Origin of the sequence: Pseudomonas sp. TSRC2-2, from assembly GCF_049897785.1 — a bacterium.
In the GTDB taxonomy this organism is placed as follows: domain Bacteria; phylum Pseudomonadota; class Gammaproteobacteria; order Pseudomonadales; family Pseudomonadaceae; genus Aquipseudomonas.
This window is the reverse complement of record NZ_JAFCWZ010000012.1, coordinates 232,886-255,316: the sequence shown is the minus strand read 5'-3', so window position 1 is coordinate 255,316 and position 22,431 is coordinate 232,886. Positions and strand designations below refer to the sequence as shown.

At 58.7% G+C, this 22,431-nt stretch carries 26 protein-coding genes and 4 tRNA genes; 19 read left to right on the top strand and 11 right to left on the bottom strand.

Annotated features, from left to right (window positions below; genetic code table 11):
* Positions 1-25: 25 nt before the first annotated feature.
* The gene (locus ACP7D9_RS23795) at positions 26-259 is read left to right on the top strand and encodes a hypothetical protein (protein WP_101159184.1); all 234 of its coding nucleotides are present in this window, start codon (positions 26-28) and stop codon (positions 257-259) included.
* A 119-nt stretch (positions 260-378) separates the two neighbouring features.
* Here the strand turns inward: ACP7D9_RS23795 and ACP7D9_RS23790 are convergent, their stop codons facing one another.
* Positions 379-1,281 carry a DMT family transporter gene (locus ACP7D9_RS23790; RefSeq protein WP_426159777.1) on the bottom strand — a complete coding sequence of 301 codons (903 nt, stop codon included), beginning with the start codon at positions 1,279-1,281 and terminating at the stop codon, positions 379-381.
* Positions 1,282-1,382: 101 nt separating this feature from the next.
* Here ACP7D9_RS23790 and ACP7D9_RS23785 point away from each other — a divergent pair, with 101 nt between their 5' ends.
* Positions 1,383-2,264 (top strand): LysR family transcriptional regulator, encoded by an 882-nt coding sequence (locus ACP7D9_RS23785; protein WP_426159776.1) that lies wholly within the window; start codon positions 1,383-1,385, stop codon positions 2,262-2,264.
* A 76-nt stretch (positions 2,265-2,340) separates the two neighbouring features.
* Here ACP7D9_RS23785 and yegQ read toward each other — a convergent pair whose 3' ends face one another.
* Complete coding sequence (gene yegQ, locus ACP7D9_RS23780) at positions 2,341-3,675, bottom strand: tRNA 5-hydroxyuridine modification protein YegQ (protein WP_101159181.1); 1,335 nt, start codon at positions 3,673-3,675, stop codon at positions 2,341-2,343.
* A 156-nt stretch (positions 3,676-3,831) separates the two neighbouring features.
* Here yegQ and ACP7D9_RS23775 point away from each other — a divergent pair, with 156 nt between their 5' ends.
* On the top strand, positions 3,832-4,893 hold the full coding sequence (locus tag ACP7D9_RS23775) for an AI-2E family transporter (RefSeq protein ID WP_426159775.1): 1,062 nt from the start codon (positions 3,832-3,834) through the stop codon (positions 4,891-4,893).
* On the opposite strand, the gene ACP7D9_RS23770 is transcribed toward ACP7D9_RS23775, so the two are convergent.
* The 3 genes from ACP7D9_RS23770 to ACP7D9_RS23760 form a co-directional block, all read right to left on the bottom strand.
* Positions 4,890-5,072: a hypothetical protein gene (locus ACP7D9_RS23770; RefSeq protein WP_101159179.1), complete on the bottom strand. Its 183-nt coding sequence runs from the start codon at positions 5,070-5,072 to the stop codon at positions 4,890-4,892. The two genes, ACP7D9_RS23775 and ACP7D9_RS23770, sit on opposite strands and share 4 nt — an antisense overlap.
* A gap of 103 nt (positions 5,073-5,175) precedes the next feature.
* The gene (locus ACP7D9_RS23765) at positions 5,176-5,370 is read right to left on the bottom strand and encodes a hypothetical protein (protein WP_101159178.1); all 195 of its coding nucleotides are present in this window, start codon (positions 5,368-5,370) and stop codon (positions 5,176-5,178) included.
* A gap of 230 nt (positions 5,371-5,600) precedes the next feature.
* On the bottom strand, positions 5,601-5,981 hold the full coding sequence (locus ACP7D9_RS23760; RefSeq protein ID WP_024013471.1) for a hypothetical protein: 381 nt from the start codon (positions 5,979-5,981) through the stop codon (positions 5,601-5,603).
* A gap of 243 nt (positions 5,982-6,224) precedes the next feature.
* On the opposite strand from ACP7D9_RS23760, the gene ACP7D9_RS23755 reads away from it, so the two are divergent.
* Positions 6,225-7,043: a shikimate 5-dehydrogenase gene (locus tag ACP7D9_RS23755; protein WP_426159774.1), complete on the top strand. Its 819-nt coding sequence runs from the start codon at positions 6,225-6,227 to the stop codon at positions 7,041-7,043.
* Positions 7,044-7,176: 133 nt separating this feature from the next.
* Positions 7,177-7,695 carry a cupin domain-containing protein gene (locus tag ACP7D9_RS23750; protein WP_313002054.1) on the top strand — a complete coding sequence of 173 codons (519 nt, stop codon included), beginning with the start codon at positions 7,177-7,179 and terminating at the stop codon, positions 7,693-7,695.
* Between the two features lie 136 nt (positions 7,696-7,831).
* On the opposite strand, the gene ACP7D9_RS23745 is transcribed toward ACP7D9_RS23750, so the two are convergent.
* Positions 7,832-8,476, bottom strand: coding sequence for a YceH family protein (locus ACP7D9_RS23745; protein ID WP_426159773.1), 645 nt, complete (start codon positions 8,474-8,476; stop codon positions 7,832-7,834).
* A 125-nt stretch (positions 8,477-8,601) separates the two neighbouring features.
* Here ACP7D9_RS23745 and ACP7D9_RS23740 point away from each other — a divergent pair, with 125 nt between their 5' ends.
* Positions 8,602-9,111: a DUF1993 domain-containing protein gene (locus ACP7D9_RS23740; RefSeq protein WP_101159174.1), complete on the top strand. Its 510-nt coding sequence runs from the start codon at positions 8,602-8,604 to the stop codon at positions 9,109-9,111.
* Between the two features lie 198 nt (positions 9,112-9,309).
* On the opposite strand, the gene sstT is transcribed toward ACP7D9_RS23740, so the two are convergent.
* Positions 9,310-10,539, bottom strand: coding sequence for a serine/threonine transporter SstT (gene sstT / locus ACP7D9_RS23735; RefSeq protein WP_426159772.1), 1,230 nt, complete (start codon positions 10,537-10,539; stop codon positions 9,310-9,312).
* Between the two features lie 306 nt (positions 10,540-10,845).
* Here sstT and ACP7D9_RS23730 point away from each other — a divergent pair, with 306 nt between their 5' ends.
* The gene (locus ACP7D9_RS23730) at positions 10,846-12,003 is read left to right on the top strand and encodes an MFS transporter (protein ID WP_101159172.1); all 1,158 of its coding nucleotides are present in this window, start codon (positions 10,846-10,848) and stop codon (positions 12,001-12,003) included.
* Here ACP7D9_RS23730 and nhaR read toward each other — a convergent pair.
* Positions 11,998-12,897: a transcriptional activator NhaR gene (gene nhaR, locus ACP7D9_RS23725; RefSeq protein ID WP_042609159.1), complete on the bottom strand. Its 900-nt coding sequence runs from the start codon at positions 12,895-12,897 to the stop codon at positions 11,998-12,000. The genes ACP7D9_RS23730 and nhaR overlap by 6 nt on opposite strands.
* 133 nt (positions 12,898-13,030) lie before the next feature.
* Between nhaR and ACP7D9_RS23720 the strand changes: the two genes are divergently transcribed.
* On the top strand, positions 13,031-13,273 hold the full coding sequence (locus ACP7D9_RS23720) for a hypothetical protein (protein ID WP_426159771.1): 243 nt from the start codon (positions 13,031-13,033) through the stop codon (positions 13,271-13,273).
* A gap of 29 nt (positions 13,274-13,302) precedes the next feature.
* Positions 13,303-14,052: a TerC family protein gene (locus ACP7D9_RS23715; RefSeq protein WP_426159770.1), complete on the top strand. Its 750-nt coding sequence runs from the start codon at positions 13,303-13,305 to the stop codon at positions 14,050-14,052.
* Positions 14,053-14,170: 118 nt separating this feature from the next.
* Here the strand turns inward: ACP7D9_RS23715 and ACP7D9_RS23710 are convergent, their stop codons facing one another.
* Complete coding sequence (locus tag ACP7D9_RS23710) at positions 14,171-14,338, bottom strand: hypothetical protein (protein WP_426159769.1); 168 nt, start codon at positions 14,336-14,338, stop codon at positions 14,171-14,173.
* A gap of 234 nt (positions 14,339-14,572) precedes the next feature.
* Here ACP7D9_RS23710 and ACP7D9_RS23705 point away from each other — a divergent pair, with 234 nt between their 5' ends.
* The 3 genes from ACP7D9_RS23705 to ACP7D9_RS23695 all read left to right on the top strand — a co-directional run bounded on the left by ACP7D9_RS23705 (position 14,573) and on the right by ACP7D9_RS23695 (position 15,760).
* A complete protein-coding gene (locus tag ACP7D9_RS23705) occupies positions 14,573-15,244 on the top strand; it encodes a hypothetical protein (RefSeq protein WP_101159170.1) in 672 nt (223 codons plus the stop codon).
* A gap of 90 nt (positions 15,245-15,334) precedes the next feature.
* Positions 15,335-15,541, top strand: a complete 207-nt coding sequence (locus ACP7D9_RS23700) for a DUF6021 family protein (RefSeq protein WP_101159169.1) — start codon at positions 15,335-15,337, stop codon at positions 15,539-15,541.
* A 12-nt stretch (positions 15,542-15,553) separates the two neighbouring features.
* The gene (locus ACP7D9_RS23695) at positions 15,554-15,760 is read left to right on the top strand and encodes a hypothetical protein (RefSeq protein WP_101159168.1); all 207 of its coding nucleotides are present in this window, start codon (positions 15,554-15,556) and stop codon (positions 15,758-15,760) included.
* Positions 15,761-15,814: 54 nt separating this feature from the next.
* Here ACP7D9_RS23695 and pbpG read toward each other — a convergent pair whose 3' ends face one another.
* Positions 15,815-16,753: a D-alanyl-D-alanine endopeptidase gene (gene pbpG / locus ACP7D9_RS23690; RefSeq protein WP_426159768.1), complete on the bottom strand. Its 939-nt coding sequence runs from the start codon at positions 16,751-16,753 to the stop codon at positions 15,815-15,817.
* Between the two features lie 230 nt (positions 16,754-16,983).
* Positions 16,984-17,838: a bifunctional methylenetetrahydrofolate dehydrogenase/methenyltetrahydrofolate cyclohydrolase FolD gene (gene folD / locus ACP7D9_RS23685; protein WP_101159166.1), complete on the bottom strand. Its 855-nt coding sequence runs from the start codon at positions 17,836-17,838 to the stop codon at positions 16,984-16,986.
* Between the two features lie 275 nt (positions 17,839-18,113).
* On the opposite strand from folD, the gene ACP7D9_RS23680 reads away from it, so the two are divergent.
* The 7 genes from ACP7D9_RS23680 to clpX all read left to right on the top strand — a co-directional run bounded on the left by ACP7D9_RS23680 (position 18,114) and on the right by clpX (position 22,428).
* Positions 18,114-18,190 (top strand) — tRNA-Arg (locus tag ACP7D9_RS23680).
* A gap of 32 nt (positions 18,191-18,222) precedes the next feature.
* Positions 18,223-18,298, top strand: a tRNA-His gene (locus tag ACP7D9_RS23675).
* 57 nt (positions 18,299-18,355) lie between these two features.
* A tRNA-Leu gene (locus tag ACP7D9_RS23670) sits at positions 18,356-18,440 on the top strand.
* A 77-nt stretch (positions 18,441-18,517) separates the two neighbouring features.
* Positions 18,518-18,593 (top strand) — tRNA-His (locus ACP7D9_RS23665).
* Positions 18,594-18,993: 400 nt separating this feature from the next.
* Positions 18,994-20,304, top strand: coding sequence for a trigger factor (tig, locus tag ACP7D9_RS23660; protein ID WP_016775337.1), 1,311 nt, complete (start codon positions 18,994-18,996; stop codon positions 20,302-20,304).
* Between the two features lie 92 nt (positions 20,305-20,396).
* Complete coding sequence (clpP, locus tag ACP7D9_RS23655; RefSeq protein WP_016775336.1) at positions 20,397-21,032, top strand: ATP-dependent Clp endopeptidase proteolytic subunit ClpP; 636 nt, start codon at positions 20,397-20,399, stop codon at positions 21,030-21,032.
* A gap of 112 nt (positions 21,033-21,144) precedes the next feature.
* Complete coding sequence (clpX, locus tag ACP7D9_RS23650; protein ID WP_016775335.1) at positions 21,145-22,428, top strand: ATP-dependent Clp protease ATP-binding subunit ClpX; 1,284 nt, start codon at positions 21,145-21,147, stop codon at positions 22,426-22,428.
* Positions 22,429-22,431: the final 3 nt, after the last annotated feature.

Here is a 22,431-nt window from a genome sequence, read left to right as displayed (position 1 = left end):
CCGGGCCAGTAATGAGAGGTGCAGCATGGCTGATGACGCGCTTGTTCCCGGTGGCATGGTGCCCACCGAGCAGACCCACCCCGTATCCGGCACCGACGAGCCGACGCTGAGTGATCATGACGCACCGCCGGGCATGCACCCGGGGCGCGACCCATTGAGCGATGGCGACCGGCCGGATGACTGGAAGGATCCGCCGGATGACGAAGAAGATGTCCCGCCGGCGGATGAGCCGACGCCGTTGTCGGATGATTTGCGCTGAATTGTTGCCTGGCTTGCCGGCCTCATGGCTGGCAAGCCACCCCAGCGGATCTGTGTCCTACAGACATCCGCTATGGGAGCGAGCCTGCTCGCGAAGACGGCATCTGCTTCACAACAGATTTACGCCTTGGTCTCAACTGCCCGAACTACCCCAATCCCACGCTCCAGATTCAACGCCAACACGCTGGTCAACACCACCACCGCGCCCAACAGCACCATTAACGTCGGCCGTTCCCCCAAACCCCACGACGCTATTCCCATGGCCGCCGGCGGTATGAGATACAAGGTCATCGTCGCCCGGCTCAAATCCACATGCTTGAGCACGAAACCCCAGGCCAGATAAGCCAATGCGCTGGGAAACACCCCCAACATCAACACCGCCCACTGCGCAGGCGTCGGCGCATTCATCACGGCTTCAGCCAGCCCCGGCAGATAGATCAGCAACAGCAACGTTCCCGACCACACCGCATAGCACCCCAGGCTGAAGCCGTCGTAGCGCCGCGCGTGATGTTTTTGCAGGGCGAAATAGATGCTCCAGGAAAACGCCGCCAGCAAGATCAGCAACCCATGTGCACCGATAGCGCCCAAGCCTTTATCGCCGCTGACCACGATCACTACGCCGACAAACCCAAGCAACACACAACCCCAGCGCCAGGCGCTGACGCGATCCTTGAACACGCACTGCGCCAGCAGCGTGCTGAACAACGGGCTCGATTGCGCCAGCACGCTGGAAGCGCCGGCGCTGATGCCTTGCTGGCCGATATTCAAGGCGACGTGATGCAGGCTGACGGCAAAAAAACCCAAGGCAAACAGCAACGGCACATCGCGGCATTGCGGCAGGCGAATGCCTTTGAAGATTGCGATCAGCGCCATCAGCAGCGATGCCAGCAGAAAACGCAGCAAGGCCAGATGACCGGGCCCATACCCTTGCAAGCCGACGTGTATACCGGTGGGCGAATAGCCCCAGCAGCCGACAACAAATGCCATGGCCAGGATGATTTTGCACGCAAGGGTAGAAGGCATTATCGAAGCACCAGAGCAGGGGATGCGCCGAGTATCCGGGCGCCCGATCATTCGCCACAACTGACTTATACTGCGCCGACTATTCACTCGGAGTGATGATTATGGAGTTGGCGCAAATCCGCATGTTCAAGACCGTGGCCGAGGTTGGCAGCATTGCTCGCGCCGCTGAAAAGCTGTTCTGCGTGCCGTCGAATATCACTGCGCGGATCAAAGCGCTGGAGGCCGAATTGGGCGTAGCGCTGTTCTTGCGCGAGGGGCGCGGGCTGCGCATCAGCCCGGCGGGGCGTACCTTTCTGGTTTACGCGGAAAGAATTCTGGCGCTGACCGTTGAAGCTAAACGTGCGCTCGACCCTGCTGCCGAGCCATCCGGACCGCTGCGCATCGGCGCCATCGAATCTTCAGCCACCGGGCGCTTGCCGCGTTTGCTGGCGAAATTCCACAAGCGTTATCCGCAAGTGGCGCTGGAGCTCACCACTGGCACCTGGGGCCAGCTGCTCGACGACACCGTCAACCATCGCCTGGATGGCGCGATCGTGGCGGTGGATGTCGAACGTGCGCAGCTCAATCGTACGCCGATGTACCGCGAGCAATTGCTGCTGATCGCTTCGACGTCATTCGGTGCGGTGCGCGACATATCGGATTTACAAGACAAAACCGTGTTCATGTGGCCGCAGGGGTGCCCTTACCGCGCCGCACTCGAGCATTGGCTGTTGCGCCAGGGGCAGGCGCTGCCGATCGTCAGCCTGGCCAGTTACGGGGCTATTGTCGGCTGCGTCAGTGCTGGCGCTGGGGTGGCGTTGGTACCCAAGGGCGTGTTCGAGCAGTACGCCAAAGGCGCGGGCTGCGTGGGGTATGAGTTTGCCGAACTGACGGCGATCGAGAATTTGTTCTACTGGCATGAGAATGCCGGAGTGCACCCGGCGCGGGAGGCGTTTGTGGCGATGTTGCGCGAGGAGTTTGCCGAGGCAAGTTTGCGACAGTGACCGTTCCCACGCTCCGCCTGCGAACGATCAAAATCAGAAGATCGCAGCCTTCGGCAGCTCCTGCAGAGGCGTGTTTTCAGCGTTCAATCGGGGCCAAATCCCGCATCAACAACCCAAAACGCAAATCCACCGCGTCCGGTATCGGCACGTACACCGTATGCCCATCCCCCGGCGCCACCTCGATCGCGTCCCCGCAGGCACTCTGCAACTCATGCAGATCAAAATGAAAATTGCCTTTGGGCGTCATCAACTCCAGGTGGTCGCCCAAGGCAAACCGGTTCTTCACTTTCACCTGCGCCAAGCGATCCCTTCGCTCGCCGGTCAGTTCTCCAACAAACTGCTGGCGCTCCGACACCGAACTGCCGTGCTGATAATTCTGGTATTCGTCATGTACATGCCGGCGCAGAAAACCCTCGGTGTAGCCACGCTGGGCCAGCGATTCCAGATCAAGCATCAGGCTGCGATCGAACTCGCGCCCGGCCACGGCATCATCGATCGCTCGGCGATACACCTGGGTGGTGCGTGCGCAGTAAAAATGCGATTTGGTGCGGCCCTCAATCTTTAGCGAATGCACGCCCATGCGCGTCAACCGCTCGACATGCTGCACGGCGCGCAGGTCCTTGGCGTTCATGATGTAGGTGCCGTGTTCGTCTTCGAAGGCCGGCATCAATTCATCCGGGCGGTTGGCTTCCTGAAGCAGAAATACCCGATCAGTCGGCGCGCCGAGGCCTAGGGTCGGCTCGGGTTCAAAGGTCTGGACGATCTCGCCGAGCTGATTTTCCGTAGCTTCGTGCGCCGAGTACTTCCAACGGCAGGCGTTGGTGCAAGTGCCTTGGTTGGCATCGCGCTTGTTCATGTAGCCGGAAAGCAGGCAGCGCCCGGAATAAGCCATGCACAACGCGCCGTGCACGAACACTTCGAGCTCCATGGCCGGTACCTGCTCGCGGATTTCACCAATTTCTTCCAGGGACAATTCGCGCGACAGAATGATCCGGCTCAGCCCCTGTTGCTGCCAGAACTCGACACTCGCCCAATTCACCGTGTTGGCCTGCACCGAAAGGTGAATCGGCATCTGCGCAAAATGCCGGCGTACCAGCATGATCAGGCCAGGGTCGGACATGATCAGCGCATCGGGCGCCATCTCGATCACCGGCGCCAGATCCTTGAGGAACGTCTTCAACTTGGCGTTGTGCGGAGCAATGTTGACCACCACATAGAAACGCTTGCCCTGCGCCTGCGCCTCACGAATGCCCAGCGCCAGGTTGGCGTGATCGAATTCGTTGTTGCGCACCCGCAGGCTGTAGCGCGGCTGACCGGCGTAGACCGCATCGGCACCGTAGGCAAAGGCGTAGCGCATGTTTTTCAGGGTGCCGGCGGGGGCGAGGAGCTCGGGGGCGATGAGAGTTGGCATCTGGGCGTCGGTCGCAAAAGCCGCGCAGGGTAGGGCAGCTGTCGCGAGCGTTTATTGATCTGGATCTATGCTCCATGAATAAACATGGCACTCGCGCGCGCGGCGGCTGACTAAGTGGGGCAGGCGTGCGTGACGCCTGACTGACATGGACCGGATATGAACGAAAAGAGTCTGCAATTCAAATCCCTGACAGTGCTGCTGGTACTGGTCACGGTGGCCTTTATCTGGATTCTGTTGCCGTTCTACGGCGCGGTGTTCTGGGCCGTCATCCTTGGCATTCTGTTTGCGCCGGTGCAGCGCAAGTTGCAGTTGAAATTCGGCTGGCCACGCAACGTCACCTCGCTGTGCACCTTGAGCCTGTGCCTGGTGATGGCGATTCTGCCGGTGATCATCGTCAGCATTCTGCTGGTGCAGGAAGGGGCGACGGTTTACAAGAACATCGAAAGCGGTGAGCTGGACATCGCCGCGTATCTGGCGCAGTTCAAGCACAGCTTGCCGCCATATTTTCAGCATTTGCTCGACCGCTTTGGCATGGGCGAGCTCGACAGTCTGCGGGAGAAAATCGTCAAGTCTGCGATGCAGGGCAGTCAGGTGCTGGCGACGCAGGCGTTCAGTTTTGGCCAGGGCACGTTTGAGTTCGTGGTGAGCTTTTTCATCATGCTGTATCTGCTGTTTTTCTTTCTGCGCGATGGTCCCGAGCTGGCGCGCAGGATGCGCACTGCCGTGCCTCTGGAGGAAAACCACAAGCGCCGCCTGCAACTGAAGTTCAACCGCGTGGTGCGCGCGACGGTCAAGGGCAACGTGGTGGTGGCCGTGACGCAAGGCGCGCTGGGCGGGGCGATTTTCTGGTTTCTCGACATTCCCAGCGCGTTGCTCTGGGCGGTGCTGATGGCATTTCTGTCGCTGTTGCCAGCGGTGGGGGCGGGGATTGTCTGGGCGCCGGTGGCGATCTACTTCCTGCTCAGCGGCATGATCTGGCAGGGCGTGGTGCTGGGCTTGTTCGGCGTATTCGTGATCGGCCTGGTCGACAACGTGCTGCGCCCGATTCTGGTGGGCAAGGACACGAAAATGCCCGACTACCTGATTCTGGTTTCCACACTCGGCGGCCTTGCGGTATTTGGCCTCAATGGCTTTGTGATCGGTCCGCTGATCGCCGCGTTGTTCCTGTCGAGCTGGGCACTGTTTGTCGAGACCAAGCCCAAGGTGCAACTGCCTTAGGCATGAAATGCGCTGCTGGCGACTTGTTGCGACAAGGCCTGCGCCGCTGGCAAGGAGGTGAGCGGGCCGCTGATCGGCTCGCCATCGCGCACCAGATACCAGCAGGCGAGCAAACCGGATGCACGCAGCGAAGCGGGAACTGCGCTGCCGATCACCGACATGATTTGAACCTGAGCCATGGGAAAACCTCCATCAAACTGATGGGGCTACCTTAGGGATTTGCCGGCACGACGGACAATCAACGCTTTCGATAGTGGTCATTGACGCCAGTGAGGTCTGGCTTCATTCGACCACTTGATCGAGCATGTGCATGACTTCGCGTTCATTGAGCAGGCCCTTGTGCACGAGGTTTTCGGCGAGCAGGGACAGCAGCTTGGCGCAGCGATGGCCTTCCAGGTGCTTGAGCTCGGTGAGCGCGCCGTACACCTTGCTCGAGGTGCACAAACCGACGATGCGGTGCGGATTTTGGGTGGGCATACAGTCGTCCTTGTTGTTATCGGTCTGTTGTTTACGGACGGATTCAGATTGCGGTTCCGTCATGACAAAACAGTGACCGTTTGATGAAAAAAGTGCCAACGATCGAGTTCATCATGCCGACTTTAGCTGCTCAAACTGTCCTCACAGCGACCTTGGCGAGATTTTTTCAGACGTTGGCCGACCAGCGGTCATTAAAAAGCCCCGCTCGAAAGCAGGGCTCTGTGTTGCGCTTACCAGCGTGGACCGCCGTAGTAGCCATGTGGGCCGCCATAATAGCCGTGGGGCCGACCGTAATAACCGCGCGGCGGGCCGTAGTAAACGGGGGCCGGCTGCACGTAAACCGGTTGTTGCACATACACCGGCGCCGGTTGGTAGTAGACCGGTGGCGGCGGTTGCTGCACGTAGACCGGTTGCGGCTGAACATAGACCGGCTGTTGCTGCACGTACACCGGCCGATCCTGGTTGATCAGTGCCGAGCCGATGATGGCCGAGCCGACGATCGCGCCAAACACTGCAGGGCCCTGCCAGCCATGGCCACCACCCGCTTCAGCCTGTCCGGTGACTGCGAGCGCGCCAATCAACAAAGCCATGATGGGAAGTTTACGAATCATGATAAGTCCTCGGTTCTTCGACCCGGCGCCGCGGCCTGAATCAGGCCCACAGTTGTCGCGGGGATACAGCTAAGACAGCAAATTCGCGAAATTCAGCACAGCCGCTGGGTAAATTTTGTGTAAGGTCTGTGGCGGCTTCTTTACCCGGCTGCGCAGCGCCACAAACAAGCCGCGATGATGATTCAGAACCCGGTGGGCCGGCCAATGCTGCCCATCCGAAAGTGCGTTTGAAGGAGAAGTTGCATGCAGATGAACCCGAACAAAGACACCCAACTGTGCATGTCCCTGTCCGGGCGGCCGGGGAATTTCGGTCTGCGTTTTCACAACCATTTGTATGAACAGCTGGGCCTGAATTTCTATTACAAGGCCTTCAGCAGCCGGGACCTGACCGGCGCGGTCGGTGGCATCCGTGCCCTGGGCATTCGTGGCTGCGGCGTGTCGATGCCGTTCAAAGAGGCTTGCATTGCATTGGTCGATGAGCTCGATGCCTCGGCGGCGGCGATCCAGTCAATCAATACCATCGTCAATACCAACGGCCACCTCAAGGCCTACAACACCGATTACATCGCCGTCGCGCAGTTGCTGGCAGGGCATGCGGTGCCCAAGGATTCCACGTTCGCCCTGCGTGGCAGCGGGGGCATGGCCAAAGCGGTGGCCAGTGCCTTGCGCGATGGCGGTTACCAGAACGGCTTGATTGTCGCTCGCAACGAACGCGCCGGGCGTGCTTTGGCGGATTCGCTGGGCTATCGCTGGCAGGCCGAACTTGGCGCCGAGCGCCCGCAGATGCTGATCAATGTCACCCCCGTAGGCATGGACGGCGGGCCGGAGGCGGGGCAACTGGCGTTTGAGCCTGAAGTGATCAAAGCGGCGGACACCGTGTTCGATGTGGTGGCGATGCCTTCGCAGACGCCGCTGATCGTGCGCGCGCGGGCCGAGGGCAAGCGCGTGATCACTGGGCTTGAGGTGATTGCAATCCAGGCACTGGAGCAGTTTGTTCTGTATACCGGCGTGCGGCCGAATGAGGCGCAGTTTGCGGCGGCGGTGGATTTTGCGCGCAGCTGAGTCTTGCGGTGGCTGCGAGGGGCTCATCGCTGGCTTGCCTGCGATGAGGTCAACTCGGTTTATCTGGTTGTCTATTATTCAAGGCCGGCAAACACACACCTGCCCACCACAAAAACCATAACCGAGGCCGCCCATGCATCCGCCGATCATTAATCTCAACGAGGTCGAACTTCAAGCTTTGCCCGAAGCCCTGGCCCCTGAAGGCGAAACCGCCGGGCGCTATCAGCAGCGTATCGCGCGGATCGGTCAGCAACTGGGTGCGCAAAAACTCGGTTATCGTCTGTATGTGCTGCCACCCGGCATGCGCGGCAGTCCATTCCACAGTCATCGGGTCAATGAGGAAATGTTCTACGTGGTGGCCGGGGAGGGCGAAGTGCGGTTGGGAGGCGAGCGTTTTCCGATCCGCGCCGGTGATGTGGTCGCCTGCCCACCGGGCGGGCCGGAGAAGGCCCATCAGATCATCAATAACAGCGCCGGCGAATTGCGTTATCTGGCGATCAGCACCCAGCAGCAACCTGAGATTTGCGAGTATCCGGATTCGAACAAATATGCGGTGATGGATAACTTCGCGGTTGATGCAGAGGGCAATCCCACGGGATTTGTCGCCGTCGCGCGACAGGTGGATGGCGTGGATTACTGGGACGGCGAATAGCGCACAGATCCTGAATTGAATGAATAATCCCCTGTGGCAGCGGGCTTGCTCGCGAATGCGGTGGATCAGTCAAATCACCTTTGAATGACACACCGCATTCGCGAGCAAGCCCGCTCCCACAGTTGAACTGTGTTGGTTATTCGAGGCGGGCCAGGCGTTCTTCCAGTGCCGCGATGCGGGCCTCGAGTTCTTCGATACGCTCCAGCGAGACGCCGCCGCTCGAACGCTCTGCGGGATTCTGCCGCGCCGCCAATATCGCCTCGATGTCCGCCGGATCGCCCAGCGCGTGGGTGTAGCGATCCTCGCGCTGCCCGGACTGACGCGGAATCAGTACCGCCAGTCCGCGGGCGATCAGGCGTTCAAGCTGATGCACCACTTGCTCGGCGTCCTCGAACTCGTGCATGCGTGCGCTGCGGGTCAGCAGTTCGTTGACGGTCTGCGGGCCGCGCAGAAACATCAGGCCAGTCAGAATCACCTGCGCCGGCACCAGCTCCAGCGCCTTGTCGACCTTGTGCTCCCAGCGGTCGGCGCGGCTGCCCATGACCAGCCGGGTAAAACCGCGACCTTCCAGCGCCCGCAGGCTCTGGCCGACCTGGCCCGGATTGAGGTTCATCACCGGCTCGCGGCTGGTTTTCTGATTGCAGGCCAGCACCAGCGCGTTGAGGGTCAGCGGATAGGTTTCCGGGCTGGTGGCCTGTTTTTCGATCAGCGCACCCAGAATGCGGATTTCCGTGGCAGTGAGCCGTAGCTGTTCGGAGGTGGATTCTTGTTCGTTGCTCATCGCGCGTTCCCTCTGCAGTCGAAGCCGCCTAGCCTAATCCTTGCCAAACAAAAGGCAAGTCGTGCGGTCATCAAGCATGGCTATAATCGCCACCACGTATTACCCAGCCATCACATGAGACTGCCATGACCATTTCACTCTACGCCGCATCCGTCCCGGTTTTTCAACAAATGCTCAATGCCCTGAGCGATGTGCTGAAAAAGGCTGAAGCCCACGCCAGCGCGAAAAACATCGACCAGAGCGCCTTCCTGCAAGCGCGTCTGTACCCGGACATGTTCCCGCTGGTGCGTCAGGTGCAGATTGCCGTGGATTTCGCCAAAGGTGTTTCGGCGCGGCTGGCCGAAGTCGAGCTGCCGAAGTACGACGACACTGAAACCACCTTCGCCGAGCTGCAAGCGCTGATTGCCAAGGTTCTGGCCTTCATCGGCGAGATCAAGCCAGAGCAGATCGACGGCAAGGAAGGCATCGAAATCGTTACGCGCCCGGGTACGCCGAAAGAGAAGCGCTTCACTGGGCAGGCGTATCTGCTGACTTACGGCTTGCCGCAGTTCTTCTTCCACGTCACCACCACTTATGCGTTGCTGCGTCATAACGGTGTTGAAGTGGGTAAACGCGATTACATGGGCGCGTTCTAAACACCCGGATACGAAAAAGCCCGCCATGGTGAACACCTCGGCGGGCTTTGATCGTTCCCACGCGCAGCAAAGGAATGCAGCCCGGGACGCTCTGCGTCGCATCCAGAGCCGAACGCGGAGCGTCCGTTGATTCATTCCCACGCAGAGCGTGGGAACGATCTGTAAAACTCCCACGCCCCCGTTTTTCCTACAGCACGATCATGCGCGCTGAGCTTTCTCTTCTTCGCCCAGGCAAGCCGCCGCTGTGAACAGCACGTCAGTCGACGAGTTCAACGCGGTCTCCGCCGAATCCTGCAGCACGCCAATAATGAAGCCCACCGCCACGACCTGCATGGCAATCTCGCTCGGGATGCCGAACAGGCTGCACGCCAGCGGAATCAGCAGCAGCGAGCCACCGGCTACACCCGAAGCGCCGCAGGCGCAGACGGCTGCGACGACGCTGAGCAGGATCGCGGTCGGAATGTCCACGGCGATGCCCAGGGTGTGTACGGCCGCCAGGGCCAGCACGGTAATGGTGATCGCCGCGCCCGCCATGTTGATCGTCGCGCCAAGCGGAATCGATACCGAGTAGGTGTCTTCGTGCAGGCCCAAGCGTTTGCTCAATTCCAGATTGACCGGAATGTTTGCCGCCGAGCTGCGGGTGAAGAATGCAGTAATGCCGCTTTCACGCAGGCACATCAGCGTCAGTGGGTACGGGTTGCGGCGCAGCTTCCAGAATACGATCAGCGGGTTCATCACCAACGCGACGAAGAGCATGCAGCCCAACAGTACGGCGAGCAGGTGCGCATAACCGAGCAGCGCGCCGAAACCGGAGGTGGCGAGTGTCGAAGCCACCAGCCCGAAGATGCCCAGCGGGGCGAAGCGAATCACCACGCGTACGATCACGGTCACACCGTTGGACAGGTCGCCGAGCACTTCGCGGGTCGTGTCGCCGGCGTGGCGAATGGCGATGCCCATGCCGATCGCCCAGGCCAGAATGCCGATGAAATTGGCATTCATCAGCGCGCTGACCGGGTTATCCACGACGCTCAGCAGCAGGCTTTGCAGGACTTCGCCGATACCGCCGGGTGCGGTCACGGCAACGTTTTCGGTGGACAACACCAGATTCGACGGGAACGCCATGCTGGCGACTACGGCCACCACCGCAGCGCTGAATGTACCCAGCAAGTAAAGGAACAGGATCGGCCGGATATGGGTTTCCTGACCGTGCTTGTGGTTGGCGATCGAGGCCATCACCAGCACGAACACCAGAATCGGCGCCACGGCTTTCAACGCCGAGACAAACACTTTGCCGATGAACGCGGTGGACTTCGCCAGCTCCGGTGCAATCAGGGCCAGGGCAATACCGGCGATCAGACCAATGACGATCTGGCTGACCAGACTCAGGCGTTTCAGGCGTTGCAGTAACGAAGGGGATGAAGCGGTCATAGCGGCATCTCTGTTTTTTATAGGGTGCGAAGCGTCGTGGGCAGTCACGAAACGCCTGTCGAGGTGATATCAGCGCGGCTAAACGCAGCGTTGAGCAGCTGTACGATTTTCAGGGCGCGGACTTTATCACAGCGTAGGCGTGAACCTTCAGGCCTGTGACGATCTGCCACCGGATCGGCCCGGCAGATCGGCAGTTTTGGGCAACTCAGTGCGGACACAGTCTGTTAAGATTCGCCATCCTCATTTTCAAATTTGCCAGCGGACCTCCGGGTCATCGCTGGTGTCGTCGTTTTGCTGGAGTTGCGCATGCTGTTGCCTATTCTTCTGTTGTCCGCTGCCGGGTTCACGGTGCTGACCACGGAATTCGTCATTGTCGGCCTGCTGCCGGCGATCGCCCGAGACCTCGAAGTCACTATCCCGCAGGCCGGGCTGCTGGTGACCTTGTTCGCCTTCACCGTGGCACTGTTCGGCCCGTTCCTCACCGCGTATTTCGCCCGTTTCGAACGGCGCAAGCTGTTCATCAGCATTCTGATCATGTTCGGTCTGGCCAATACCGTTGCAGCATTGGCACCGAACATCTGGGTGATGGCCATTGCGCGTTTGATTCCGGCGCTGGGCTTGCCAGTGTTCTGGGCATTGGCCAGTGAAACGGCGGTGGATATCGTCGGCCCGGATTTCGCCGGTCGTGCGATTGCCAAAATCGGCTTCGGTATCGTCTGCGCGACGGTGTTCGGCATTCCGGTCGGCACGCTGATTTCCGACGCGTTCGGCTGGCGCAGCGCATTCGGCATTCTGGCGTTGATCGCATTCGCCAAAGCCCTGCTGCTGTTTGTCTACCTGCCGAAAACCAGTCTGCACCAGCATCAGGTCAGCTTCCGTTCGCAGTTCAAAATCCTGCGTAGCCCCTTGATGATCGGACATATCGTCCTGTCGATTCTGGTGTTCAGCGGCATGTTTACCGCTTACACCTACCTGGCCGACATCCTCGAACGCCTCGCCGGTTTCAATGGCACCGTGGTCGGCTGGTGCCTGATGGCGTTTGGTGCAGTCGGATTGATTGGCAACTCGCTCGGTGGGCGTGCGGTGGATCGGCATCCGCTGGGAGCGTCGGTGCTGTTCTGCGCGTTCATGATCGCCGGCATGGTTTCGCTGGTGCCGAACATACATTCGCCAGTGGGTCTTGCGGTGGCGATGGGCATCTGGGGCGTGACCCAGGCTGCGTTGTTCCTGGTCAGCCATGTGCGCCTGATGAAAGCCGCGCCGCAAGCGCCTGCGTTTGCCGCGTCGCTGAACATCGCCGGGGCCAATCTCGGCATTGGTCTGGGCGCGATTGTCGGCGGCCGGGTAATCGACAGTGCCGGCCTGGGCTTCCTGGGCTTCGCCGCTGCCGGCTTCATTCTGCTCTCGGTGTTCCTCGCCATGGTGCTGATGACGCTGAATCCGCGTGAGGCCTGCGCTTCATAACCCGGTAAACAGCTCGCGTCGGGCACCTTCGGTAATCGCAACGATGCCCGGGTGCTTGACCTTGCGTTCCACCGAGATGGCATAGAACGACTCGCTCACCGCATCGGTCTGGCCAATCAATTCGACGCCGTACTGGCGCTTTACTTCCTCGGCAATCACGCTCGGGCCGATAAAGATCCCGCTGCCGGATTGGCCGAAGGCCTGCATCAAAGCACTGTCATCGAACTCGCCGACGATCTGTGGCTGGATCTGCTGTTCAGCGAACCAGCGCTGCAATCGGCTGCGCACCACGGTTTCCGCGCCGGGAATCAGCAGCGGTGCGCCGTGCAGGCTGCGCGGGAAATCCTGCCCATACTGCGCGGCCAGTTCAGCGGTGGCGAAAAAACTGATCCCGCATTCGCCGAGCTTCTGGCTGTAGCCTTTGATGTCCAGATGCGAAGGCATGGGACTGTCGGAAATCACCAGATCCAGACGCTGGATCGCCAGGTCGGCGAGCAGGCGTTCGAGTTTGTCCTCGCGGCAGGTAATACGCAGCGGTTCGCTCAGCTCCATGGTCGGCGCGATCAGTCGATAGACGATGGATTTCGGCACCACATCGGCAACGCCGACCCGGAACAGGATCTGCTGTTCGTTGGGCTGCGCTCGCAGCATCAGCTCCAGCTCGCCGCCCAGTTGAAACATCTGCTCGGCGTAGGGCAGGGCCTGACGCCCGGCTTCGGTGAGCTCCAGCTGCCGGCCAACCCGGCGGAACAATTCCACGTTATAGGTTTGTTCGAGCAGCGAAATTTGCCCGCTGATGGTCTGCGGCGTCAGGTTCAGCTGCTCGCATGCGCGGACGATGCTGCCGGTTTTGGCTACAACCCAGAAGTAATGCAGTTGCCGGTAATTGAGCATAGTGATGGCCACTTCGTGAAAACCGAAGTATAGCCGCTAAAAATACGAATTTTCCTGAAGTGTCCATCTGCCTAGAATGCCCAGCCATCGACGGCCGGTGTCTGCGCCTGTCTGTTCATTCGAAGGAAACCTTATGAAATACACATTCCCTGCATTGATGTTTGCGTCTTTACTGGTTCTGGCCGGTTGCGATCAGGCCGAAAAAAGCGCTCAACAATTGATGGGTGCGGCGGCTGAAACCGCCAAACAAGCGATCGACGACACCCATAGGGCCGCCGAGCAAGCGCTCAGCGATGCCACCGGTGGCTTGATCCAGAAAAAAGAAACACCGGAAAAACAGGCTGAAGAATCCGAATCTTCCTCCAAGACCATCTGAACCGTCTTACACAGAGTCAGGACTGACCCATGGAATATCTGTTAGAACTCGCCGCCAGCCCCACCGCCTGGGTTGCTTTGGCCACATTGGTGGTGATGGAAATCGTGCTCGGCATCGATAACCTGATCTTTATCTCGATCCTGACCAACAAACTGCCTGAACAGCATCGGCAGAAGGCGCGCCGTATCGGTATCGGCATGGCCCTGATCCTGCGTCTGGCGCTGTTGAGCACCATCGCCTTCATCGTGCAGTTGACCGAACCTGTGATCGAAATCCTTGGCCAGGCGTTCTCCTGGAAGGACATGATCCTCATCGCTGGTGGTCTGTTCCTGGTCTGGAAAGCCACGACCGAGATCCATCACAGCATGGATCCGGCGCCGGAAGATCCGAAGACTGCGGCCTCGGCCGTGACCCTCGGGTTTGCCGCAGCTATCGGTCAGATTCTGATGCTCGACATGGTGTTTTCCATCGACAGCATCATCACCGCCGTCGGCATGACCGAACACTTGCCGATCATGATTATCGCCGTGGTGGCGTCGGTGCTGGTGATGCTGCTCGCGGCTGATCCGCTGGCCAAGTTCATCAACGACAACCCGACCGTGGTCATGCTGGCGCTGGGCTTCCTGATCATGATCGGTATGACGCTGATCGCCGAAGGCTTCGGCGCCCATGTACCGAAAGGTTATGTGTACGCGGCCATGGCCTTCTCGGCCGGCATCGAGGTGTTGAACATGATGTCGCGGCGGGCGAAGCAGAAAAAGGTTGCTCAGCAGGCTTAATCGCTGACCACACCAAAGCCGCCTGGGCTTTTAAGCTCAGGCGGTTTTTTTTATTTACGTTTTTTCGATTGCCGAGAGCGCTGCCCGGCGCTGGTGTGAGGGTAAATCTCGCTGATCTTCAGTGCGCAGCAACGTGCCGCACTGAGTTCTTGTCTGTCTTATCGACTGGCGGCGTCTGTACCGGATGATGGTGCCGCCGTGAAATCCGCAGCACGCCCCACAACATGGCCGTCGCCACGGCCAGCCAGCCGGCTATCAACATCACAATGGTCATGGTCAGGCTCATTGGTGCCTCCTCTTCGCCCTGCATCGGGCGCCCGCTTTTCGCAATTCGCTCTCTTTCAGTGACAGTCTAGTCAATGGGGTGTTTCAAGCTATTGACCAAAGGTCGTTAGCAACCAATCAGTTCGCTCTATGCAATCGCAGCGTCTGCCGTTTAAGGCTATACCTGGGGCGGGTGCGGCTCTATGATCGCGAGCGTTGCCGGAACACGATGACCGGCGTCTGGAAGAGAGTGACGATGGTGCAGGTATTTTCTCGAGTGCGCGGTGCACTGTTGGTCGCCGTTTGCGTGGCGGCGCTGGGCGGATGTGCGGGCAATGTGGCGCCGGAAGTCAAACGCTTGCCGGAACGGGTCGAACTCAGCGGCACTTTCTATCGTGGCGAAGCGAACCAGAGTGGGCCGCAGGTGCTGGCCAGTTTGCTGTCGCAACAAGGCATCGTCATTACCCCGGGCCTGCTGCAAAAACCGCTGCACTTACCGGGTGCCGAGGACAAACTGCAGCAGAATATGCAGAACCTCGCTCGCGAATACGGCCTGGTCGTCTATCCGTTGGACGCCAGGCTGCCCGCCTTGTTGACCCAAGTGGCTGCGGGTTATCCGGTCATGGTGCGCTTCAGCGAAGGTTCGGCATTCTGGGCCGAGCCGCGGTACGCAATCCTGTCCGGCTACGACCGCAATAAACAGAAGGTCCTGCTGCGTGCCGGCATGAATCGTCGGCAATTGATGGATTTCGGCAGCTTTGAGTCGGCGCTCGAGAAGTCCGGTGGCTGGGCGATTCTGCTTCAGAAACCGTCGCAGATTCCCGCATCCGTCGACCGTGCCCGTTGGTTGAAAGCCGCCGATGAACTGGCGCAGGCCGGTGAAGAAAACGCTGCGGCGCAGGCGCGAAAGGCGCTTGCGGCGCAGTAGAGCTCCGTTCGTCATCTGCCGGGCACGACTGCGCCCGGCGAGCCTCTGAAGATCAGTGCCCGTGCGTTGCGGGCGTATCAAGGAGGCAACATGGCAGATTCCTCAACCCCGAAAGGCCCGCATTCATCCGAACACTCTTCGGGCGATGATCTGGGATTCGATCCGGATTCGCCGGATCTTGACGATCCGCAAGTCGATCCCGTCGGCCCGGCAAAGGCTCCGCTGGATGTCGAGCCCGGTGAAGATCCGAAGAAACCGGCCAAGCCCTACGATCCGATGGCCGATCTGAAACCTTGATGTGAGGTGCGTATGAGTACCGATTCAAGCTTCGATGACCAAAAACCCGACAGCGTGCCGACCACGCCGGAGCCGGAGGTCGATCCTGTGCTGGATCCGGACAGTCCGATGCGCGACCCGCTGGCGCGACCAAACGTGCTGACGCCGGACGTTTCGCCAGAGCCGAGCTCGGGCGATGGCATTCCCGATGACGACAAGATGCCGCTGCCCAACGACTGATGCGCAGACGAAAAAAAGCCCCGAACGTTCGGGGCTTTTCCATTGCCGCTGGATCTACTTCGCCGCTTCGACTACGCCGCTCTGACGGCTTTTGAGATTCTTGTCGGCTTTATATTGCTGTGCCACCGCAGGAACAGCGGCGCTGCGCCCGGTCTCGACCCAGCTGCGGATACGGCTGGCATCGGCAAAATGCGTGTACTTGCCAAACGCATCGAGAATCACCAGGGCGACCGGACGGTTGCCCATTTTCGTCACCAGAACCAGGCAATGGCCGGCCGGATTGGTGAAGCCGGTCTTGGTGATCTTTATGTCCCAGTCGGCCTTGTTGACCAAATGGTCGGTGTTGCGAAAGCCCAAGGTGTAGTTGGGCTTGCGGAAGGCCACGGTCTTTTCCTTGGTGGTGGTCAGTTGCACAAGTAGCGGCTGCTTGTGCGCCGCCACCAGCAATTTGCTCAGGTCGCGGGCGGTGGAAACGTTGCGCTCCGACAGGCCGGTCGGCTCGACGAAGTGAGTGCTGGTCATTCCCAGAGCCTTGGCCTTGGCGTTCATCGCCGCGATAAACGCGGCATAGCCACCCGGATAATGGTGGGCGAGGCTCGCGGCAGCGCGATTTTCCGAAGACATCAAGGCGATCAGCAGCATATCGCGGCGCGGCAGTTCGCTCTTGAGTTTGACCCGGGAGAACACACCCTTCATTTCCGGGGTGTTCCTGATATCGACATCGATCCATTCGTCCATGTTCTGTCGAGCTTCCACCACCACCAGGCCAGTCATCAGCTTGCTGACAGAGGCGATCGGTACGATCACGTCAGGGTTGCTGGAATAAATGACTTTGTTGGTCTGAATATCCATGAGCAGGGCGCTGCCGGAAGCGATCTTCAATGTCGAAGCGTCGCGTGGGGCAGCGGTGGTTTCCGCAGCGTTGATCGTTGGCGTGATGAATGTGCCTGTAACAGCAAAAAACAGGCTCAGAATCGAGAGACGAATTTTCACGCGGGCGAACTCTGAAAGGTTGGATATACCGTTAGTTTGTAACGGGTTATTTCTTAAAGCCGGCGCATTTTAGGAGTATGGCTGAAGAACTGTCGATGGTTGTTTTAAAGACCCGAAAATCTCGTGAAAATGCCTGTAAAAAGAGCGGTTTCCGGCGAACGGTTCGAGTTTGTTCTCAGGCATGAAAAACCCCGCACGAGGCGGGGTTCTGCTGCAGCGGAAAAGACCGGTCAGACGTGCAGGGTTTCTGCCGCATACAGGGTGTTTTCCAGCAAGCAGGCGCGGGTCATCGGACCCACGCCGCCAGGCACTGGAGTGATCCAGCCAGCGCGGGGCAGGGCAGTTTCGTATACAACGTCACCGACCAGTTTGCCGTCGTCCTGACGGTTGATGCCGACGTCGATCACGATCGCGCCTTCCTTGATCCATTCGCCCTTGACCAGGCCTGGTTTGCCAGCGGCGACGACCACCAGGTCGGCGCGGCCGACGTGGCCGGCCAGATCCTTGGTGAAGCGGTGGGTCACGGTGACGGTACAGCCGGCCAGCAGCAATTCCATGGCCATGGGGCGACCGACGATGTTTGAAGCGCCGACAACGACAGCGTCCATACCGTAGAGATCAGCCCCGGTGCTTTCCAGCAGGGTCATGATGCCTTTCGGGGTACAGGGGCGCAGTAGCGGGATACGCTGGGCCAGGCGGCCGACGTTGTACGGATGGAAGCCATCAACATCCTTGTCCGGACGGATCCGTTCCAGCAGTTTGGACGCGTCGAGATGTTCTGGCAGAGGCAGTTGCAGCAAAACGCCATCGATGGCCGGGTCGTCATTAAGGCGATCGATCAGATCGGTCAGGGCGTCCTGAGTCGTGTCGCAGGGCAGATCGTAGGCTTGAGAGAGGAAGCCAACCTCTTCACAGTCTTTACGCTTGTGCGAGACATAAACCTGAGAGGCAGGATCGCTGCCGACCAGGATCACCGCGAGGCCGGGGGTGCGCAGGCCTTGCTGGCGACGCTCGGCAACTCGTTGGGCGATCTGCTGGCGCAGGCTGGCGGCGATCGATTTGCCGTCGATTAGTTGTGCAGTCATTGCGCGTGATTAACCATCGAGAGGGGAAAAAATGAGAACGCATTCTCGCATGTCGAGCGGTGAGGGCAAAGGCGCTTGGTCAGCAAATTCCTCTAACTCCTTTAATTAAATGAATTTTTTTCAAAAAGGATTTGACGACCTTTGGAGCCCTCTATACTATTCGTCGCACTTGTCGGGCACAGCCTAGCACTGGTTAAGAAGGCGAAGCGGAATCAAGGTTCTGTGACGCTGGAAAGCACTTAGTTTGTAGTCCTTTAAGAGTACAGATTAATAAGGCGCCCGTAGCTCAGCTGGATAGAGCATCCGCCTTCTAAGCGGATGGTCGCAGGTTCGAGTCCTGCCGGGTGCGCCATTAGGCAGCTTTGGCACAAGTAACGCGATATGGTGGGCGTAGCTCAGTTGGTAGAGCACGGGATTGTGACTCCCGTTGTCGTGGGTTCGATCCCCATCGTCCACCCCATATTTCGAAAGGCGCCAGATTTAACGGTCTGGCGCCTTTGCTTTAAAAGCTTCATCCGCGGATGTGGTGGAATTGGTAGACACACTGGATTTAGGTTCCAGCGCCGCGAGGCGTAAGAGTTCGAGTCTCTTCATCCGCACCAAATAAAGCTTCATCTGTGCCTCGGGCCTGATGAGGTTTCGACAAAGAAGTTATTTGGCTTTTTTGTTACGCAATATGGTGGGCGTAGCTCAGTTGGTAGAGCACGGGATTGTGACTCCCGTTGTCGTGGGTTCGATCCCCATCGTCCACCCCATATTTCGAAAGGCGCCAGATTTAACAGTCTGGCGCCTTTTTTGTTTTAGCGGTTCGAAATCCGGCCAGAGTCGATTCCGAGTCGCGGGGCAGGGCACTTCATCGCTTTTAAAGGATCGGATGGCGCTGAACTGCTCGTCGCTCCGGTTTGGCTGAAACGGCTGCCGGGGCGTATCTGATAGTTGCTTCTATATATAGAAGCATCGATGCAGAGCCCTGGCCTGATCAATTGTATTCGCCTGTGGAGTGCACGGCATTCGTGCAGCGCTCCCTATAAATTGCCTGCTGTTTTTTTACCCGTTTCCAGTAGGGTGACTTCTTGAGTTTGACCCACTAGAATGCATGCCCTTGATTCTGGGGTCGGAAACGGCCGGCTAACGTCTGTGCAACGAGGAATATCCATGCAAGTTTCTGTTGAAAATACTACTGCTCTCGAGCGCCGCATGAGCGTCACCGTGCCGGCAGAGCGCATCGAGACTCAGGTCAACAAGCGTCTGCAGCAGACTGCCCAAAAGGCCAAAATTGCTGGCTTCCGTCCAGGCAAAGTGCCAATGAGCGAAATCAAGCGCCGTTTCGGTGCTGATGCTCGTCAGGAAGCGGTAGGCGACGTCATCCAGTCTTCGTTCTACGAAGCCGTGGTTGAGCAGAAGCTCAACCCTGCCGGTTCGCCTTCGATCGAGCCTAAGTCGCTCGAAGCGGGCAAGGATCTGGAATACGTAGCTGTATTCGAAGTGTTCCCGGAATTCACCGTTGCCGGCTTCGAAGGTATCACCGTTGAGCGCCTGAGCGCTGAAGTGGCTGACGCTGACCTGGACAAGATGCTCGACATTCTGCGCAAGCAGAATACTCGTTTCGAAGTGGCCGACCGTGCCGCCCAGAACGAAGATCAACTGAACATCGATTTCGTTGGCAAGGTCGACGGCGAAGTGTTCGCTGGCGGCTCCGCCAAGGGCACTCAGCTGGTACTGGGTTCCGGCCGCATGATCCCTGGCTTCGAAGAAGGCCTGGTTGGCGCTAAAGCTGGCGAAGAACGCGTTCTGAATCTGACCTTCCCTGAGGACTATCAGAACCTGGACCTGGCTGGCAAAACTGCCGAGTTCACCGTGACCGTCAACACTGTGTCCGAGCCTAAGCTGCCTGAGCTGAACGAAGAGTTCTTCGCTCAATTCGGCATCAAGGAAAGCGGCATCGACGGTTTCCGCACCGAAGTTCGCAAGAACATGGAGCGTGAACTGCGTCAGGCGATCAAATCCAAGGTCAAGAATCAGGTCATGGACGGTCTGCTGGCCACCAACCCGATCGAAGTGCCAAAGGCTCTGCTGTCCAATGAAGTTGACCGTCTGCGCGTGCAGGCTGTTCAGCAGTTCGGCGGCAACATCAAACCAGACCAACTGCCGGCCGAGCTGTTCGAAGAGCAAGCCAAACGCCGCGTTGTGCTGGGCCTGATCGTTGCTGAAGTGGTCAAGCAGTTCGATCTCAAGCCTGATGAAGCTCGCGTTCGCGAAATGATTCAGGAAATGGCTTCCGCTTACCAGGAGCCAGAGCAGGTCGTCTCGTGGTACTACAAAAACGAGCAGCAACTGAACGAAGTGCGTTCGGTTGTGCTGGAAGAACAAGTTGTGGATACTGTTCTGCAGAAAGCTAGTGTGACCGACAAATCGGTCTCCTACGAAGAAGCAGTCAAGCCGGTAGAAGCTCCAGCAGCCGACTGATTGATTTTGCGTTAGAAGTGCACACCATAAGCCAGCTCTCGAGCTGGCTTATGCGTATTCAAGACATAACTATTTGGGAGCGACTGCAGAGCATGTTCCGTAATTCTTATATTCAGCAGAACTCTGATATCCAGGCCGCCGGCGGCCTGGTCCCGATGGTTGTCGAGCAGTCCGCTCGTGGCGAACGCGCCTACGACATCTACTCGCGCCTGCTCAAGGAGCGAGTGATCTTTCTGGTGGGCCCGGTAGAGGACTACATGGCCAACCTGATCTGTGCGCAACTGCTGTTCCTTGAAGCGGAAAACCCGGACAAGGACATCCATCTGTACATCAACTCGCCGGGCGGTTCGGTGACTGCAGGCATGTCGATCTACGACACCATGCAGTTCATCAAGCCGAACGTATCGACCACTTGCATCGGTCAGGCCTGCAGCATGGGCGCATTCCTGCTCACCGCAGGTGCGCCGGGCAAGCGTTTCTGCCTGCCAAACTCGCGCGTGATGATTCACCAGCCACTGGGTGGTTTCCAGGGTCAGGCGTCGGATATCGAAATCCACGCCAAGGAAATCCTCTTCATCCGCGAGCGACTGAACATGCTGATGGCCAAGCACAGCGGCCGTACTCTCGAAGAAATCGAGCGCGACACCAATCGCGACAATTTCATGAGTGCCGAAGCTGCGAAGGAATACGGCCTGATCGACGAAGTGATCAACCAGCGTCCAGCTTAATATAAGCATCGCAAAACAGGCCTGATCGGCATGTCCGATCAGCGGCGGGCTTGAAAAAGCCCGCAATAGCCTTCATCTTGTGTTGCAAGCCTATCGGATTTGGATCGAACGAATGACTGACACCCGCAACGGCGAGGACAACGGCAAGCTGCTCTATTGCTCCTTCTGTGGCAAAAGCCAGCATGAAGTGCGCAAATTGATTGCCGGCCCCTCGGTCTTTATCTGCGACGAGTGCGTCGACCTGTGCAATGACATCATCCGCGAGGAGGTGCAGGAAGCACAGGCCGAAAGCAGCGCGCATAAATTGCCTTCGCCTAAAGAAATCAGCGGCATCCTTGACCAGTACGTCATTGGTCAGGAGCGTGCAAAAAAGGTTCTGGCCGTAGCGGTGTACAACCACTACAAGCGCCTGAACCAGCGTGACAAGAAGGCTGACGACGTCGAACTCGGCAAGAGCAACATTCTGCTGATCGGCCCGACAGGTTCCGGTAAAACCCTGCTGGCCGAAACACTGGCCCGCTTGCTGAACGTTCCTTTCACCATCGCCGACGCAACCACCCTTACCGAGGCGGGTTATGTAGGTGAAGACGTCGAGAACATCATTCAGAAGCTGCTGCAGAAGTGCGATTACGACGTAGAGAAAGCCCAGATGGGCATTGTCTACATCGACGAAATCGACAAGATCTCCCGCAAGTCCGACAACCCGTCGATCACCCGCGATGTTTCCGGTGAAGGCGTGCAACAGGCCTTGCTCAAGTTGATCGAAGGCACGGTCGCTTCGGTACCGCCGCAAGGTGGCCGTAAGCACCCGCAGCAGGAATTCCTGCAGGTCGACACCCGTAACATCCTGTTCATCTGCGGTGGCGCGTTCTCCGGCCTGGAAAAGGTCATTCAGAACCGTTCCACCAAAGGCGGCATCGGCTTCAACGCTGAAGTGCGCAGCAAGGAAGAAGGCAAGAAAGTCGGTGAATCCCTGCGTGAAGTCGAGCCTGACGATCTGGTCAAGTTCGGTCTGATCCCGGAGTTCGTCGGCCGTCTGCCGGTTCTGGCGACACTGGACGAACTCGACGAGGCTGCGCTGATGCAAATCCTCACCGAGCCGAAAAATGCTCTGACCAAACAGTATGCCAAGCTGTTCGAGATGGAAGGCGTGGATCTGGAATTCCGTTCCGACGCGTTGAAGTCGGTCGCCAAGCGAGCCCTGGAACGTAAAACCGGTGCCCGTGGCCTGCGCTCGATTCTCGAAGGTGTGCTGCTCGACACGATGTATGAAATCCCCTCGCAGTCCGAGGTGAGCAAAGTCGTGATCGATGAAAGCGTGATCGAGGGCAAGTCCAAGCCACTGTATATCTACGAAAACAGTGAGCCGACGGCCAAGGCAGCTCCGGACGCGTAAGCG